Source organism: Acidimicrobiales bacterium (genome assembly GCA_016794585.1).
GTDB lineage: Bacteria > Actinomycetota > Acidimicrobiia > Acidimicrobiales > DATDAH01 > JAEUJM01.
In genome coordinates, this window is record JAEUJM010000026.1 from 176,135 (window position 1) to 190,009 (window position 13,875).

The 13,875-nt window shown below is 73.3% G+C and carries 14 protein-coding genes; 8 read left to right on the forward strand and 6 right to left on the reverse strand.

Annotation, left to right across the window (positions count from 1 at the left end):
- The first annotated feature begins 46 nt into the window (after positions 1 to 46).
- A complete protein-coding gene (locus JNK12_13440; protein ID MBL8776939.1) occupies positions 47 to 1,570 on the forward strand; it encodes an adenylate/guanylate cyclase domain-containing protein in 1,524 nt (507 codons plus the stop codon).
- 117 nt (positions 1,571 to 1,687) lie between these two features.
- Positions 1,688 to 2,896 carry an acetyl-CoA C-acetyltransferase gene (locus tag JNK12_13445; protein ID MBL8776940.1) on the forward strand — a complete coding sequence of 403 codons (1,209 nt, stop codon included), beginning with the start codon at positions 1,688 to 1,690 and terminating at the stop codon, positions 2,894 to 2,896.
- Positions 2,897 to 2,972: 76 nt separating this feature from the next.
- Here JNK12_13445 and JNK12_13450 read toward each other — a convergent pair whose 3' ends face one another.
- Genes JNK12_13450 through JNK12_13460 form a run of 3 tightly spaced genes read right to left on the reverse strand, consistent with a single transcriptional unit; the run spans position 2,973 to position 5,214 of the window.
- A complete protein-coding gene (locus JNK12_13450; GenBank protein ID MBL8776941.1) occupies positions 2,973 to 3,623 on the reverse strand; it encodes a NifU family protein in 651 nt (216 codons plus the stop codon).
- A gap of 23 nt (positions 3,624 to 3,646) precedes the next feature.
- Entirely contained in the window at positions 3,647 to 4,408 is a 762-nt protein-coding gene (locus tag JNK12_13455) for a crotonase/enoyl-CoA hydratase family protein (protein ID MBL8776942.1), read from the reverse strand.
- Positions 4,405 to 5,214 carry a TIGR03084 family protein gene (locus JNK12_13460; protein MBL8776943.1) on the reverse strand — a complete coding sequence of 270 codons (810 nt, stop codon included), beginning with the start codon at positions 5,212 to 5,214 and terminating at the stop codon, positions 4,405 to 4,407. The genes JNK12_13455 and JNK12_13460 overlap by 4 nt, the downstream gene beginning before the upstream one ends.
- 9 nt (positions 5,215 to 5,223) lie before the next feature.
- Between JNK12_13460 and JNK12_13465 the strand changes: the two genes are divergently transcribed.
- The 3 genes from JNK12_13465 (at position 5,224) to JNK12_13475 (ending at position 7,694) form a co-directional block, all read left to right on the forward strand.
- Positions 5,224 to 5,487: a hypothetical protein gene (locus tag JNK12_13465; GenBank protein ID MBL8776944.1), complete on the forward strand. Its 264-nt coding sequence runs from the start codon at positions 5,224 to 5,226 to the stop codon at positions 5,485 to 5,487.
- 50 nt (positions 5,488 to 5,537) lie between these two features.
- Positions 5,538 to 6,212: a GNAT family N-acetyltransferase gene (locus tag JNK12_13470; protein MBL8776945.1), complete on the forward strand. Its 675-nt coding sequence runs from the start codon at positions 5,538 to 5,540 to the stop codon at positions 6,210 to 6,212.
- A gap of 75 nt (positions 6,213 to 6,287) precedes the next feature.
- Positions 6,288 to 7,694, forward strand: a complete 1,407-nt coding sequence (locus tag JNK12_13475; GenBank protein ID MBL8776946.1) for a wax ester/triacylglycerol synthase family O-acyltransferase — start codon at positions 6,288 to 6,290, stop codon at positions 7,692 to 7,694.
- Between the two features lie 71 nt (positions 7,695 to 7,765).
- Here JNK12_13475 and JNK12_13480 read toward each other — a convergent pair whose 3' ends face one another.
- Complete coding sequence (locus JNK12_13480) at positions 7,766 to 8,248, reverse strand: HIT family protein (protein ID MBL8776947.1); 483 nt, start codon at positions 8,246 to 8,248, stop codon at positions 7,766 to 7,768.
- 9 nt (positions 8,249 to 8,257) lie between these two features.
- On the opposite strand from JNK12_13480, the gene JNK12_13485 reads away from it, so the two are divergent.
- The 3 genes from JNK12_13485 to JNK12_13495 all read left to right on the forward strand — a co-directional run bounded on the left by JNK12_13485 (position 8,258) and on the right by JNK12_13495 (position 10,830).
- Entirely contained in the window at positions 8,258 to 9,040 is a 783-nt protein-coding gene (locus tag JNK12_13485) for an LmeA family phospholipid-binding protein (protein MBL8776948.1), read from the forward strand.
- Positions 9,041 to 9,145: 105 nt separating this feature from the next.
- The gene (locus tag JNK12_13490) at positions 9,146 to 10,048 is read left to right on the forward strand and encodes a hypothetical protein (GenBank protein MBL8776949.1); all 903 of its coding nucleotides are present in this window, start codon (positions 9,146 to 9,148) and stop codon (positions 10,046 to 10,048) included.
- A gap of 11 nt (positions 10,049 to 10,059) precedes the next feature.
- Positions 10,060 to 10,830, forward strand: coding sequence for a hypothetical protein (locus tag JNK12_13495; GenBank protein MBL8776950.1), 771 nt, complete (start codon positions 10,060 to 10,062; stop codon positions 10,828 to 10,830).
- A gap of 51 nt (positions 10,831 to 10,881) precedes the next feature.
- Here the strand turns inward: JNK12_13495 and JNK12_13500 are convergent, their stop codons facing one another.
- A complete protein-coding gene (locus JNK12_13500; GenBank protein MBL8776951.1) occupies positions 10,882 to 12,549 on the reverse strand; it encodes a serine/threonine protein kinase in 1,668 nt (555 codons plus the stop codon).
- Positions 12,550 to 12,688: 139 nt separating this feature from the next.
- A complete protein-coding gene (locus tag JNK12_13505; protein ID MBL8776952.1) occupies positions 12,689 to 13,822 on the reverse strand; it encodes a C40 family peptidase in 1,134 nt (377 codons plus the stop codon).
- Positions 13,823 to 13,875: the final 53 nt, after the last annotated feature.

The window sequence follows — 13,875 nt, forward strand, 5'->3', positions numbered from 1 at the left end:
GCGAGGTGTTCGCCGACGCGGTGGGCGAGCTGGTCGGCCCCGGGTAGTGCCCCGACTCGTCCGCCGGCGGCGCCGGACCCCGGTGGAGGGCCGCGCCCGACGCCTCACCACCCGGGCCAACCTCCGCTTCGCCTTCGCCACCCTGGTGGGGGCGGCGTTGGAGTACGTCTACCTGGTCCACGTGAACCCGCCCTCGGCCGACCTCGAGGAGGACCTCCCCCTCGTCGTCGCCACCATCGCCGTCCTCGTGACCATCAGTGCGATCGACGGCGTGCTGCACCTGCGCCACCTCCTGCGGCCGGTGGAGGCGTGGCTCACCGACGGGCGCCCCGCCACGCCCGAGGACCGCGAACGGGTGCTGCGCCTGCCGTGGAACATGGTGACCCGTTCGTACCTGCACTGGGTGCTGGCCGCGGTGGTCTTCGCCGCGCTCATGGCCGGCCTCGGCTCGCCTCGCCTGGCCATCGGCCGCGTGGTGCTGGCGCTGCTCGTGGGCGGCCTCATCACCTGTGCCCTGGGCTACCTGGCCATCGAGCAGACCCTGCGGCCGCTGCGGGAGAAGGCGCTCACCGGCGTGGCACCGTCGAGGGCACGACGGCTGTCCATCACGATGCGGCTGCTCCTCGGCTGGCTGGTGGGCTCGGCGCTTCCCGTCTGCGGCATCCTCCTGGTGCTCGTCGGCCCCCGTGACGTGTCCGGCAACTTCCGCGTCTCGGTGGCCTTCCTCTGCCTCGTGGTGCTCGTCGGCGGCGGGCTGCTCCTGTGGGCGACCGCCGGCTCGGTGGCCGAGCCACTCGAGGACCTGCACGACGCCCTCGGCGAAGTGGCCGAGGGTGACCTCGACGTGGCCGTCCCCGTGAACGACGGTGGCGAGATCGGCAGCCTCCAGGCGGGGTTCAACGAGATGGTGGCGGGGTTGCGCGAGCGTCAGCACCTGGAGGACCTCTTCGGCCGTCACGTGGGGGAGGAGGTCGCTCGCATCGCCCTCCAGGAGCAGGTGGGGCTGTCGGCGCAGATCAAGGTGGCCAGCGCCCTCTTCGTCGACCTGATCGGGTCCACCCGGCTGGCGGTCGAGCTCGCCCCGGTCGAGATGGTGGCCACCCTCAACGCGCTCTTCGACGCCACCGTGCGGGTGGTCACCGGGAACGGGGGCTGGGTGAACAAGTTCGAGGGCGACGGGGCCCTGTGCGTCTTCGGTGCCCCGGCGGACCAGGTCGACCATGCCGACCGGGCCCTGCGCAGCGCCCGTGAGCTGCACGCCGCCGTCGCGGTGCTGCGGGAGGCGTTCGCCCACCTCGACGTGGGCATCGGCGTCTCGTCGGGCCGGGTGGTGGCGGGCAACGTGGGGGCGGAGGAGCGCTACGAGTACACCGTCCTGGGCGACCCCGTGAACGAGGCCGCCCGCCTCACCGACGAGGCCAAGCGGGTGCCCGCCCGGGTCATGGCCGGCGCGGCAGCGCTGGCGCTCGCCTCGGGCGACGAGTCGGCCCACTGGGTGAGCTGCGGCGAGGTGACGCTGCGGGGCCGCGAGCGGCCGTCCGAGTGCTTCGTGCCCGCCGCCACGGCGTAGCCGACGCCCCTCCGCCGAATGGCGAAGCGGCGAGGCCGGCAGCTCGGGGGCATTGGTGGGCGAGCGGGCGGCGCAGGTACCGTCGAAGGCCTGTCGCTGACGCCTGAGGAGACCGGAATGCCCGAAGCAGTGATCGTTGCCGCCACGCGGAGCCCCATCGGCCGTGCCAACAAGGGGTCGCTGGTCGACATGCGCCCCGACGACCTCGCCGCTCAGGTGGTCGAGGCGGCCCTGGCCCAGGTCCCCGAGCTCGACCGCAACGAGGTCGAGGACCTCATCATGGGCTGCGGCCAGCCCGCCGGTGAGGCCGGCTACAACGTCGGCCGGGTCGTGGCCATCCTCGCCGGCATGCCCGACGTGCCGGGCACCACCGTCAACCGGTACTGCTCGTCGTCGCTCCAGACCACCCGCATGGCCATGCACGCCATCAAGGCGGGCGAGGGCGACATCTTCATCTCGGCCGGCGTCGAGACGGTCAGCCGCTTCATGATCGGCATGTCCGACGGCGCCCCGGGCAGCACCAACGGCCTCTTCAACGACGCCATGGCCCGCACCGCCGAGCGCTCGGGCGAGGGCTCGTCCTCGTGGGAGCCCCCGGCCGGCCTGCCCGACGTCTACATCGCCATGGGCCAGACCGCCGAGAACGTCGTGCAGTACAAGAACGTGTCGCGCGAGCGCATGGACGAGTTCGCCGCCAACTCGCAGCAGCGGGCCGTGGCCGCCCAGGAGCGAGGCTTCTTCGAGCGGGAGATCACCCCGATCACCCTGCCCGACGGCACCGTGGTCTCGAAGGACGACGGCCCCCGCGCCGGCACCACCAAGGAGAAGCTGGCCGAGCTGAAGCCGGTGTTCCGCCCCGACGGTCAGGTCACGGCCGGCAACGCCTGCCCCCTCAACGACGGCGCCGCCGCGCTGGTCATCATGAGCGACACGAAGGCCGCCGAGCTGGGCATCACCCCGCTGGCCCGCATCATCGCCACCGGCGTGTCCGGCCTGAACCCCGAGATCATGGGCCTCGGCCCCATCGAGGCCGTCAAGCAGGCCCTCGGCCGGGCCAAGATGACCATCGACGACATCGACCTCGTGGAGATCAACGAGGCCTTCGCCGCCCAGGTCATCCCGTCGGCCGACGAGCTGGGCATCGACTTCGACAAGCTCAACGTCAACGGCGGCGCCATCGCCCTCGGCCACCCGTTCGGCATGACCGGCGCCCGCATCACCGCCACGCTCATCAACGGCCTCGAGGACGCCGGCAAGTCCATCGGCCTCGAGACCATGTGCGTCGGCGGCGGCCAGGGCATGGCCATGATCATCGAGAAGCTCTAGCTCCTCACCCGCTCGACGCAGGACCCACGGTGCCCGCGGCCTTCGGTCGCGGGCACCGCCGCGTCCGGGCTCGGGCTCAGTAGTAGGGGGTCTCGCCGCTGGCGTGGTCGGTCACGTCGACCACCTCGGTGATCTCGGGGATGGCGGCGCGCAGGGCACCCTCGATGCCGTTGCGCAGGGTGGCGGTCGACTGGGCGCAGCCCTGGCAGCCGCCGCTCAGGCGCAGCTCGACCGTGCCGGTGGCGTCGTCGAAGCGCACGAGGTCGGCGCGGCCGCCGTGGCTGGCGATGCTGGGGTTGATCTGGCCCTCGAGCACCTGGCGGATGCGCTCGGCGGGCGTGCCGCTCAGCTCCATCCCGGCCGGCGGGGCCGGCGCCGGCGGCACGTTGGGGTTGTTCATCATCAGGCCGGGGTTGAGCAGGTCCCGGTTGAGGTCGAGGGTGGCGCCCCGCAGCGCGTCGATGCTGTCGGCGGGCACCACGACGTCGAGCTCGCCGAAGCGGGCGCGCTCGTCGCCGGCGCCGGCCTCGGCGGGGGACTGGAAGTAGATGTCGTAGGCGTACTCGCCGCCGTTGACGCCCATCACCTCGACCCACAGGGCGAGCGAGTCGGGCTCGTCCTCCTGGGCGCGGATGTCGAGCACCCGGCGCAGGGCCTTGTCGCTCACGGTGAGGACGGGGACGTCGGTGGCCGCCTCGGAGGTCAGGTCGGACTCGGTCGTCGTCATGCCCCCAGGATACGGGTGGAGGGTCAGAAGGTGCCGTGGCGGCCGGCGCCGCCGGCGAAGCGGGTGGCGCCCTCGGCGGTCTCGCCCGAGCGGATGACCTCGAGGCCGAGATCGGTCTCGAGCGCCAGGGCGTCGTCGAGGGGCAGGCCCCACTGTCGGTAGCTGCTCTCGCGGTCCGAGCGCAGGCAGCGCTGGGGGAAGGCGGCCAGCTGTCGGGCCAGCTCGATCGCGACCGCGAGAGCATCGCCGGGCTCGACCAGGCGATTGGCCAGGCCCATGCGCAGCGCCTCCTCGCCCGACACGCCCCGGCCGGTGAGGATGAGGTCCAGCGCGTGGCTCTGGCCGATGAGGCGGGGGAGGCGGATGGTGCCGCCGTCGATGAGCGGGACGCCCCAACGGCGGCAGTACACGCCGAACACGGCGTCGGTCGCCGCGACCCGCAGGTCGCACCAGCAGGCCAGTTCCAGGCCTCCGGCCACGGCGTGGCCCTCGACCGCCGCGAGCACCGGCTTGGACAGCAGCATGCGGGTGGGACCCATGGGACCGTCGCCGTCCGTCGTGACGCGGTTGCCCCGCCCCTCCGAGATGGCCTTGAGGTCGGCGCCGGCGCAGAAGGTGCCGCCCGCCCCGGTGAGCACCGCGACGGCGAGATCGTCGTCGGCCTCGAAGCGACGGAAGGCGTCGGCCAGCTCGGCGGCGGTGGGGCCGTCGACGGCGTTGCGCACCTCGGGTCGGTCGATGGTGACGAGGGCGACCGCCCCGTCGGTCTCGTAGCGGAGGGTCATCCGGCGGCGTCCGAACGTGCGCCCGGCTCGGGGCCGAGCGTGGCCCCGCCGGCGAAGCACTGGGCGATGAGCATCCACTCGTTGGCTCCCGGGCCCATCACCGCCAGCTCGGTGTCGTCGACGTGGCGGCGCTGGGTGACGACGAGGCAGAAGTCCAGCGCCGTGCCCATCACCCACTCCGCGGCGTCCTCGGGCCCCCAGTTCCAGAGCTCGCCACGGGGGCCCGTCAGTTCGACGAGTACGTCGTCGGTGGGCGGTTCGAGGCCGCGCACGGCGTAGCTGAAGCTCCTGGTGCGCACGCCGAGGTCGGCGATGTGGCGGAGGCGCTCGGTGGCGGGGCGCTCGGCACCGAGGGCGTCGACCACGTCCTGGCCGTGGGCCCAGGTCTCCATGAGGCGGGCGGTGATGAACGAGCGGGCGCCCATCGACGGCCCGTACCAGGGCAGTCGTGCCTTCGGGTCCAGCGGCTCCGCCGCGGCCAGCAGAGCGGCCCGGCCCTCCCGCCACCACGCCAGCAGGTCGGCGGGCGGCAGCGTGCGACCCCGCACCTCGGTGGCATCGAGGAACTCCGTGAGGTCGCCGGACAGCGCCGCCTCGAGGTCGGCGGCGAAGCGCTCGGGGTCGACGATGGCCTGGGTGGCGGTCTCGTCGAAGTAGGCGAGGTGGCCGATCTGGTCGCGCACGGCCCAGCGGTCGGAGGCCGTCGGCGTGTCCCAGCCGGCGTCGTCGAGGTCGGCCACCACCGCGTCGAGGGCGGCGTGCTCGGCGGCGAGGTCGGCGCAGAGGTCGCGGAGGTCGTCAGCCATGGCAGCAGCATGACAGGCTGGACCATGGCCGACGACGGGCTCCTGGCCGACGGCACCTACGACGTGATCGTGGTCGACGCCGACGAGGTGGCCTCCGGCCCGGGGGAGCCGACGGCGGTGTCGCTCGACCTCACCATCCTCGCCGGCGACGCGAAGGGCGAGATCGTCTCGGTGCGGGCCGTCGGCCTCGCCGGTGACCCCATTCTGTTGCTCGGCGTCCCGGGCACCCTCACCGTCACCGACGGCGTCCCCAGCGTCCAGCTCGAGCCCTAGACGCCGAGATTTCCGGCGGGTGGCCCGGCGGGGCCGGTCAAACTGGGGCGATGGGGCACCCCTACTGGCCGTTGTTCGACCTGGTGATCCGCACGCCGCGGATCGAGCTGCGGCCGCCCGCCGACGACGACGTCGTGGCCATCGTGGCGCTGTCCGACGAGGGGATCCACGACCCCGCCACCATGCCGTTCTCCGTGCCCTGGACCGACTGGGAGCCGCCCTTCCGCCACCGCCAGACCATGCAGTGGTGGTGGCGCCAGCGGGCCGAGTGGACGCCCGAGAACTGGATCCTCGGCCTGATGGTCAGCGAGATCGGGCCCGACGGCGAGCGCACCCTCGTCGGCGCCCAAGACGTGCTGGCCGACGACTTCGGGCGTTCGCGGACGGTCACCACGGGCTCGTGGCTCGGCCGCGCCCACCAGGGCCGGGGCCTCGGCAAGGAGATGCGGTCGGCGGTCCTCCACCTCGCCTTCGCCGGCCTCGGCGCGGTCCGCGCCCAGACCTCCGCATGGCACGACAACGCCGCCTCCATCGGGGTCACCACCTCGCTCGGCTACCGGCCCAACGGCGACCACGTCCAGCTCCGCCGCGACGTCTACGACCGCCAGGTGGACTTCGTGCTCGATCGCGGGGACTGGGAGCGCCGGCGCCGCGACGATGTCGTCATCGAGGGCCTCGACGCCTGCGTCGGACTCTTCGGGGTGGGGGACGAGCCCGCCTCCTAAGCTGCCCGCGGCACGACCAAATCGCGCAACACCAGCAACCGACACCTGCACGCACGACACGCCGGGGGGCGACGCATGCAACGACTCACTGGCCTTGACGCCGGCTTCCTCTCGATGGAGACGCCGACGAGCCCCATGCACGTGGCCGGCCTCGCCGTGTTCGATCCCAGCGACGTCGAGGGGGGCTGGTCCCTCGACCAGGTGAAGTCGCTGTACGCCGAGCGCCTTCACCTGGCCGCTCCGTTCCGCCGCCGCCTCGTCAACGTCCCCCTCGGCCTGCACCACCCACTGTGGATCGAGGACCCCGACTTCGACCTCGACTGGCACATCCGCCACATCGCGGTGCCGGCGCCCGGCGGCCCTCGGGAGCTGGCCGAGCTGGCCGGTCACCTCGTGGCCCTGCCCCTCGACCGCTCCCGCCCGCTGTGGGAGATGTGGGTCATCGAGGGTCTCGAGCACGGCCACGTGGCCGTCCTCAGCAAGGTGCACCATGCCGCCATCGACGGGGCGTCCGGCAACGAGATCATCGTCGCCACCCTCGACCTCGAGCCCAACCCGCCGCCCACGCCGCCGCCCGACGAGCCGTGGGTGCCCGACCGGGTGCCGTCCGACGTCGAGCTGCTCAGCTATGCCGCCACCTCGCTGGCCCGCCAGCCGTTCCGGGTGGCGAAGGCCACGACCCGCACGGTGCGCTCGACCATCGACCGCCAGCGCCTGCCGGGGCACCCCGGCGCCACGCCGCCGCCGTCGATGTTCAGCGCGCCCCGCACGTCCATCAACACCGCCATCACCGGCCACCGCAGCTACGCCATGGCCACGCTGTCGTTGCCCGAGGTGAAGGCCATCAAGAACACCTTCGGGGTCACGGTCAACGACGTGGTGCTGGCCCTGTGCGGCGGCGCCCTCCGACGCTACTTCGACGCCCGGGGCGAGGTGCTCGACGCCCCCCTGGTGGCCATGGTGCCGGTGTCGGTGCGCACTTCCGATCAGGAAGGGACGCTGGGCAACCGGGTGTCGTCGATGCTCGCCACCCTGGCCACGGACCTCGACGACCCCGTCGAGCGCCTCCAGGCCATCCACGAGGCCATGGCCACGGGGAAGGAGCGCCACGCGGTGGGCGCCGACTCCCTCCAGGACTGGGCCGAGTTCGCGGCGCCGGCCCTGCTCGGGCGCGCCGCCCGCCTCTACTCGGGCATGCGGGTGGCGGGACTGCACCGGCCGGCGTTCAACGTCACCATCTCCAACGTGCCCGGTCCGCCCTTCCCGCTGTACTCGGCGGGCGCCCGCCTCGTGGCCAACTACCCCGTGGGGCCCATCTTCGACGGCGCCGGCCTGAACATGACGGTGATGAGCTACCAGGAGAACCTGGACTTCGGCTTGCTGGCCTGCCCGGACGTGCTGCCCGACGTCTGGTCCCTGGCTGACGGCCTGGCCGACGCGCTGGCCGAGCTGTCGAAGGCGGCCGAGAAGGCCGACGCCTGACGCCGTCCGACGCGTTCTGGCACCGGATCTCGGTGTCAGGGCACCGAAAACCCGGTGCCCGTTCGTTCCGGTCAGGTCCCTTCGGCCTCGGCGGCGGCCACGCCGGCGCGCAGGCGCTCGGCGAACGCCGCCATTTCCGCCTCGTCGACGTAGGGGTGGCGGGGCCAGAAGAAGCCCTTCAGCCCGTCCTTGGGGTTGCGGGGCACCACGTGCACGTGCAGGTGGGGCATGCTCTGGCTGATCCGGTTGTTCATGGCCACGAACGAGCCGGCCGCGCCGAGGGCTGCTTCCACCACCGCCGCCAGCTGCTGGGCCCGGGCGAACACCGGGACGAGGAGGTCGCCGGGGAGGTCGGCCAGGGTCTCGTGGTGCGCCTTGGGGACCACGAGGGTGTGACCGGCGAAGAGGGGCCGACGGTCGAGGAAGGCGAGGGTGTACTCGTCCTCGGCCACGACGTGGGCGTCGAGCTCGCCGGCGACGATGGCGCAGAACACGCACGGAGCCATGGCGCAGGATGCCACGAGGCGGGTGGGCCGGCGACGACCACGTACCATCGGCGGGCCATGGCGGACACGGGGGACACCTTGGACACCGGGGAGAGCGGGGAGCGAGCGGAGAGCGGGGCCGGCCGGACCGAGCGGTCGGCGGCCGAGCCGGACGCGCCCGACATCGAGTTCGAGCCCGTCGAGCCGGCCCGGACGCTCCCCGGCGCCGAGTCGGCGTACGCCCCCGTCCTCTGGCTGGTCGACCGCATCGCCACCCGGGTGTTCGGCCAGCCCACCACCCTGCGGTGGACGGCCAACCCCGCCGACGCCCTGCGGGGCGAGGTCGAGGTGGTCACCGTCGGCGTGCCCGCCATGCGCATGGCCGGTCTGCGCCTGGAACGGGTCGTCGGACGGGTCGAGCGGGTGCGCATCCAGCCCGGCCTGTTGCCCCGCCTGAAGGGCGGCCCGGTCTCGGTGAAGGCCACCGTCACCCAGGAGAGCGTGGACCGCTGGGTGGGCTCGGCCAACCTGCCCCTGCGCCTCGAGCTCACCGCCGACGGCATCCTCAGCAGCACCGGCATCGGCTCGCTTCGGGTGGGCCACGTGCTCACCGAACTGGAGGTCGGCGGCCGTTGGCTGCGCCTCCGGCCCCGCCAGGTGGCGGCCCGCGAGCTGCCGGCGTCGATCCGCCAGTTCCTCGTGGGCAACCTCCCCCTGCCGCCGCTGCCGGCCGGCGCCCGCCTCGCCCACGTCTCCCACGCCGACGGCGAGTTGGCCGTGCGGGTGGCCCTCGAGGACATCGACGAGGCCATCACCCCGAGCCTCCCCACCCGCATGCAGCGCCGCCTCGGCGGGCGCTGACCCCTTTCCAACGCCGCCTCGGCGATCTACCCTCGGCCCTCCGGGGCTCGCGACCCCCTCTGCTGTCCGGGTCGCCTCTGTGCACACCACCAGAGGAGGGCCCCGATGGCCACCGTTCCCGTTCCACCCGTCCCCGCGGTTCCCCCCGGGCCTGTCCCGAGCCGACCGACCCTGCGCGAGCTCGTCGACCAGCTCGAGCGGGTGCTCGAGCCCATGGGCTGGGACCAGCCCCCCGTCGCCGTCGGCATCGGCGCCGACGGCGAGATCGAGTTCGCCCTGGCCACCGCCGACATGGTCGATCCCATCGGCTCGCTCGTGGGCATCGACGCGAAGCGCTCCTGGATCGCCTACGGCGTGGTGGCCAGCGGGCGCGTCCACGACCTCGAGGAAGAGGCGGGTCGCTGCTACGGCCGCCGTCGGCCGGTCGAACAGCGGGCCCGCATGGGGCACTTCGTGGACCGCACCGGCGCGGTCACCGCCTACTTCCGGCTCCAGGACGGTCCCGACCGGGTGAGCGAGGAGCCGTCGATCGGGCGGGTCGACGACATCTGCCGTCGGGCGCTGGGCCTGCCGACGCCGGCACCGGCCAGTGCCGTCGAGCTGCTCTGGGCCTGCCACTGGCTCGAACGGGTGCTGTCGGCCGCCGCCGCGCACCCGAGCGAGGTGGGCACCTGGCCCAGGGTGGCCGCGCACCATGCGGCCGTGGCCCGTGCGGCGGCGGCCGGTCGTCCCGCCCCCGACACCGTCGACGACCTCGTCCTGGCCGGGCGTTGGTACGCCGAGCAGGCGCCGTGGGAGTCCCTGCGCACCCAGACCGCGCGGGGCGAGCGCCGCTTCGATGCCGTCACCGCACCCCAGGCCCGTTGGATGGACGCGGGGATGTTCTCACGCTGGATGCTCATGGATGTGGCCCCACTGGCCTATCTGCGTGAGGCGGTCGCCGTGGCGCTCTCCGCCGACGTCGCCGTCGCGGTGGACGAGACGCTCGACGGGTGGGGTCTCCCCTAGGGTGTCGGCCCATGAGCGACCCCTTCGACCCCACCCAGGCCGGCGGCGTCCCCACGCCGCCCGCCGGGAACCCCTCCGTCGGTGGACCGGGCACCGGCGCGCCGGTTCCTCCGGACGCGCCGCCGACGGTGGCGTCGCCGTCCATCTACACCGATCCGCCGGTGACCGCCGCCGGAGCGGCGCCGGGCGGGCCCGGCGGCCCGGGAGGTCCGAACGACCCCAACGACCCGCTCGGTCCCGACGATCAGGAGCCGCCCGACGATCGCTGGAAGATCTACCTGCTGGTCGGCCTCGCGGTGGTGGTCATCGCCCTGCTGATCGGCGGGATCATCCTGAGTCAGAGCGGCGACGACGACGGCGGGGACACCACCACCAGCTCGTCGTCCACGAGCAGCTCCACCACCACGTCGTCCACCAGCACCTCCACCACGAGCACGTCGACCACGACGACGACGGCACCGACCACCACCACGGCGGCGCCGACCACCACCACGGCGGCCGGGCCCGCGGGAGCGTCCAGCCCCGAGGCGGCCTCCGCCAGCCTCTACGACGCCTGGACCGCGGGGGACCAGGCCAACGCCGGCACGTTCGCCGACCCTGATGCGGTGACGACGCTGTTCAGCCGGGACGGCGTGGGCAACGACCTCGACTTCCAGGGCTGCGACGCCGCCGGCAGCGGGTTCGACTGCACCTACAGCAACGACTCGGAGATCGTGCTGTTCACCGTGGACGAGGTGCCACGCGGCTACCGGGTCACCGCGGTGGCGTTCCCGAACGACTAGGCCGCGGGGGACGGGCGCGCCGCCGCGCGGGCGCGCCCGTCCCCGTGCCCGTCAGCCCAGGACGCTCTCGCAGCTCCCGGACTGGTTCACGTCCGAGCGTCCACCGCACGTCGTGCCGAAGAGCTCGAGCTTCGAGCCCACCGGCGTGATGCGGAAGAGCTCGTCGCAGGCGGCGTTGTCGCCACCGCCGCAGGAGGCGATGAGGCTGTCGATGCTGCTGCCGGTGTCGGCGGTGGTGCCGCAGGTGCCGTTGGCCCCGGGGCTCGTGTCGCCGCAGCTGGACCCGAAGTCCTGCTGGGTCGACCCGGCCTCGGCCTCGAAGAACAGGAAGTCGCAGCGCAGGAGCTCCTGGGGATCGCCGGCCGCCGCCGCGCAGCGGGACTCCTCACCGTCGAGCGAGGCCTGATCGAGCAACGGCGGCGTGTCCGAGCCGGTGCCGGGATCGAACGCCGGCACGGTGGTCGTGGTGTTGTCGACCGAGGTGGTGGGCGGCGCCGCGGTGGTGCCGGGCGGGTCGTCACCGCCTCCGCCGCCGCCCAGGGCGACGACGAGGACGCCGACGATCAGGATGACCACGGCCGCGGCCCCGGCGCCGATGGCCCACACGGGCACCTTGGACTTCGTCGGCGGGGGCGGGGTGGGAACGGCGTAGCCCCCGGACGTGGCCGGTGGTGGTGTCGGCGGGATGGCGTAGCCCCCGGAGGTGGCCGGCGGCGGCGTGGGCGGGATGGCGTGCCCACCGGAGGTGGCCGGCGGCGGGGTGGCGGGGATGCCGGGGCTGGTCCGGCCGACGACCGTCGAGTTCGGGTCCATCGGCGGCGGTGGCGTCGCCGGGATCCCCGGGAGCGCCCCGGTGACGATGGTGCCGTCGGGGGCCGGCGCCCGCAGGGCCTGCATCGCCCGGGCGCCCAGCTCGCCGCAGCTGTCGAAGCGCTCGGCCGGGTCCTTGGCCATGGCTTTGGCGATCACGGCGTCGATGGCGGGCGGCAGCGTGGGCACCTTGTCGGTGGCCTTCGGCGCCTCACGGGTGAGGTGGGCGCCGATGATGGCCTGCACGTCGCCGACGAAGGGCGGCTCACCGGTCAGGGACTCGTAGAGCAGGCAGCCGAGGGCGTACTGGTCACTGCGGCCGTCGAGGTCCTTGCCCTGGATCTGCTCGGGGGCGGCGTAGTACAAGGTGCCGAGGAACTGGCCGACCTGGGTGAGGCTCTGCTCGGCCGCCGTCTCCTTGGTGAGCCCGAAGTCGGCCAGGTAGACGTGGTCGGGGTCGCCCCCGGGCAACAGCACGTTGCCGGGCTTGACGTCCCGGTGCACCAGACCGGCCTGGTGGGCGAGGTCGAGGGCGCTCGCCACCTGGGCGACCACGGAGACCGCCTCGTCCGGGTCGAGCGGCCCGGTCTTGAGCTTCTCCTTGAGGTCGATGCCGTCGATGTAGCGCATGGCGATGTACAGGTGGCCGTCCGACTCGCCGGCGTCGTACACGGGGACGATGTTGGGGTGGTGGTCGAGCTGGACGGCGAGCAGCGACTCGCGCTGGAAGCGGTCCCGGAAGTCCTCCTGGGCGCTCAGCTCGCTGCGCAGCACCTTGAGAGCGACCTTGCGGCGCATGGCGGGACGGAGGTCCTCGCCCAGGTAGACGGTGGCGAACCCCCCGGACCCGATGATCTCCAGGATGCGGTAGCCGGCGAACTCCGCGCCGACCTCGAACGTGTTGGACATCGCTCCCTCTCGCTCAGAACTGCCCGGCTCGCCCGGGCGTGAGTGTACCGATTGGCCGGTGTGCGCCTGGTGGCGGCGCCGTGCCCGTCAGACGAGGTGGGGGAGCGGTGTGGTTCCCGCGGCCGGGATCAGGGGGTGATCAGGGCCGGCCGTAGCCGACGGGCGTGCCCACGTAGCCGAGGCTGGCCGTACGCACGACGTCGCCGCTGTGGGGGGCGTGCACGGTCATGCCGCCGCCGATGTACATGCTCACGTGGTGGATGGGGCTGCCGTAGAACACGAGGTCGCCGGGCTGGAGGTCGCTGGCCGAGACCCGTCGGGTGGCGCCGTACTGGGCCGCCGAGCTGTGGGGGAGCGAACGGCCGGCACGGGCCCAGGCCCACATCATCAGGCCCGAGCAGTCGAACCCGCTCGGGTCGGCACCGCCCCAGCGGTAGGGCACGCCCTGCATGCTCATGGCCGCGGCCACCGCACCTGCGGCACCCGCCGCCGGCGGAGCCGGCGTGGGGGTGGGGCCCGGCGTGGTGCCGCCACCGCCGGTGTCGCCACCGCTGCCACCGTCCCCGGTGGGGGCGGTGGGGTTCTGGGCGGCGGCTTGCGCCGCGGCGGCGTCGAGGGCCGCCTGGCGGGCGGCGGCCTCGGCGGCGCGCTGCTGCTCGATGAGGTCGGCGAGCTCGGCGTCGATCTGCGACTGGAGCTGCTCCTGCTCGTCGATGGCCTGCTGGGCATCGGCGGCGGACTGGTCGATCTGGGTGACGAGCTCCTCGGCCGCGGCCCGGTTCTCCTCGAGGTCGACCATGCGGTCTTCCACGTCCTGCTCGGTGGCCTGGAGCTGGTCGATGAGCTGGGCCCGGTTGCCGGTGACGGTGTCGAGGTAGCCGAGCCGCACGGGCATCTCTCGCTCGTCGCTGCTCTCGACGGCCACGGAGAGCGCTGAGTTGTCGGGGCCCCCGAGGTAGGCGCCCACGGCGTAGCTCTGGAGCTCGGTGCGGCGCTGGTCGCGCTCGGCCACGGTGGCGTCGAGGCGGTCCTGGGCCTGACCGATGCGCTCCTGCACCTCGGCCAATTCGGCGCGGGCCTCGTTGGCCCGGTCGGAGAGGCGCTCGTAGCGGGCACTCAGCTCGTCGAGGCGGGCCGCCACCTGGCGGGCCTCCTCGCGCTTGTCGTCGATGGGCGACTGGCCTGAGGCCGGGGTCGAAGCGAACAGCGTGAGGCCGGCGAGCAATGCTGCGATCACCACCACCGCGGTGCGCAGACGGGATGTGTGCGTCAAGACAGCGAGCTCCTACCAGCCATGTTGCGAAAGTGTGTCATTTCGAAACGAAC

Coding starts and splice junctions, on each gene's coding strand:
- JNK12_13465 (MBL8776944.1), top strand. CDS start 5,224: ATGACAGGCTGGACCATGGCCGACGACGGGCTCCTGGCCGACGGCACC.
- JNK12_13460 (MBL8776943.1), bottom strand. CDS start 5,214: ATGGCTGACGACCTCCGCGACCTCTGCGCCGACCTCGCCGCCGAGCAC.
- JNK12_13500 (MBL8776951.1), bottom strand. CDS start 12,549: ATGTCCAACACGTTCGAGGTCGGCGCGGAGTTCGCCGGCTACCGCATC.
- JNK12_13485 (MBL8776948.1), top strand. CDS start 8,258: ATGGCGGACACGGGGGACACCTTGGACACCGGGGAGAGCGGGGAGCGA.
- JNK12_13445 (MBL8776940.1), top strand. CDS start 1,688: ATGCCCGAAGCAGTGATCGTTGCCGCCACGCGGAGCCCCATCGGCCGT.
- JNK12_13480 (MBL8776947.1), bottom strand. CDS start 8,248: ATGGTACGTGGTCGTCGCCGGCCCACCCGCCTCGTGGCATCCTGCGCC.
- JNK12_13470 (MBL8776945.1), top strand. CDS start 5,538: ATGGGGCACCCCTACTGGCCGTTGTTCGACCTGGTGATCCGCACGCCG.
- JNK12_13475 (MBL8776946.1), top strand. CDS start 6,288: ATGCAACGACTCACTGGCCTTGACGCCGGCTTCCTCTCGATGGAGACG.
- JNK12_13450 (MBL8776941.1), bottom strand. CDS start 3,623: ATGACGACGACCGAGTCCGACCTGACCTCCGAGGCGGCCACCGACGTC.
- JNK12_13495 (MBL8776950.1), top strand. CDS start 10,060: ATGAGCGACCCCTTCGACCCCACCCAGGCCGGCGGCGTCCCCACGCCG.
- JNK12_13490 (MBL8776949.1), top strand. CDS start 9,146: ATGGCCACCGTTCCCGTTCCACCCGTCCCCGCGGTTCCCCCCGGGCCT.
- JNK12_13455 (MBL8776942.1), bottom strand. CDS start 4,408: ATGACCCTCCGCTACGAGACCGACGGGGCGGTCGCCCTCGTCACCATC.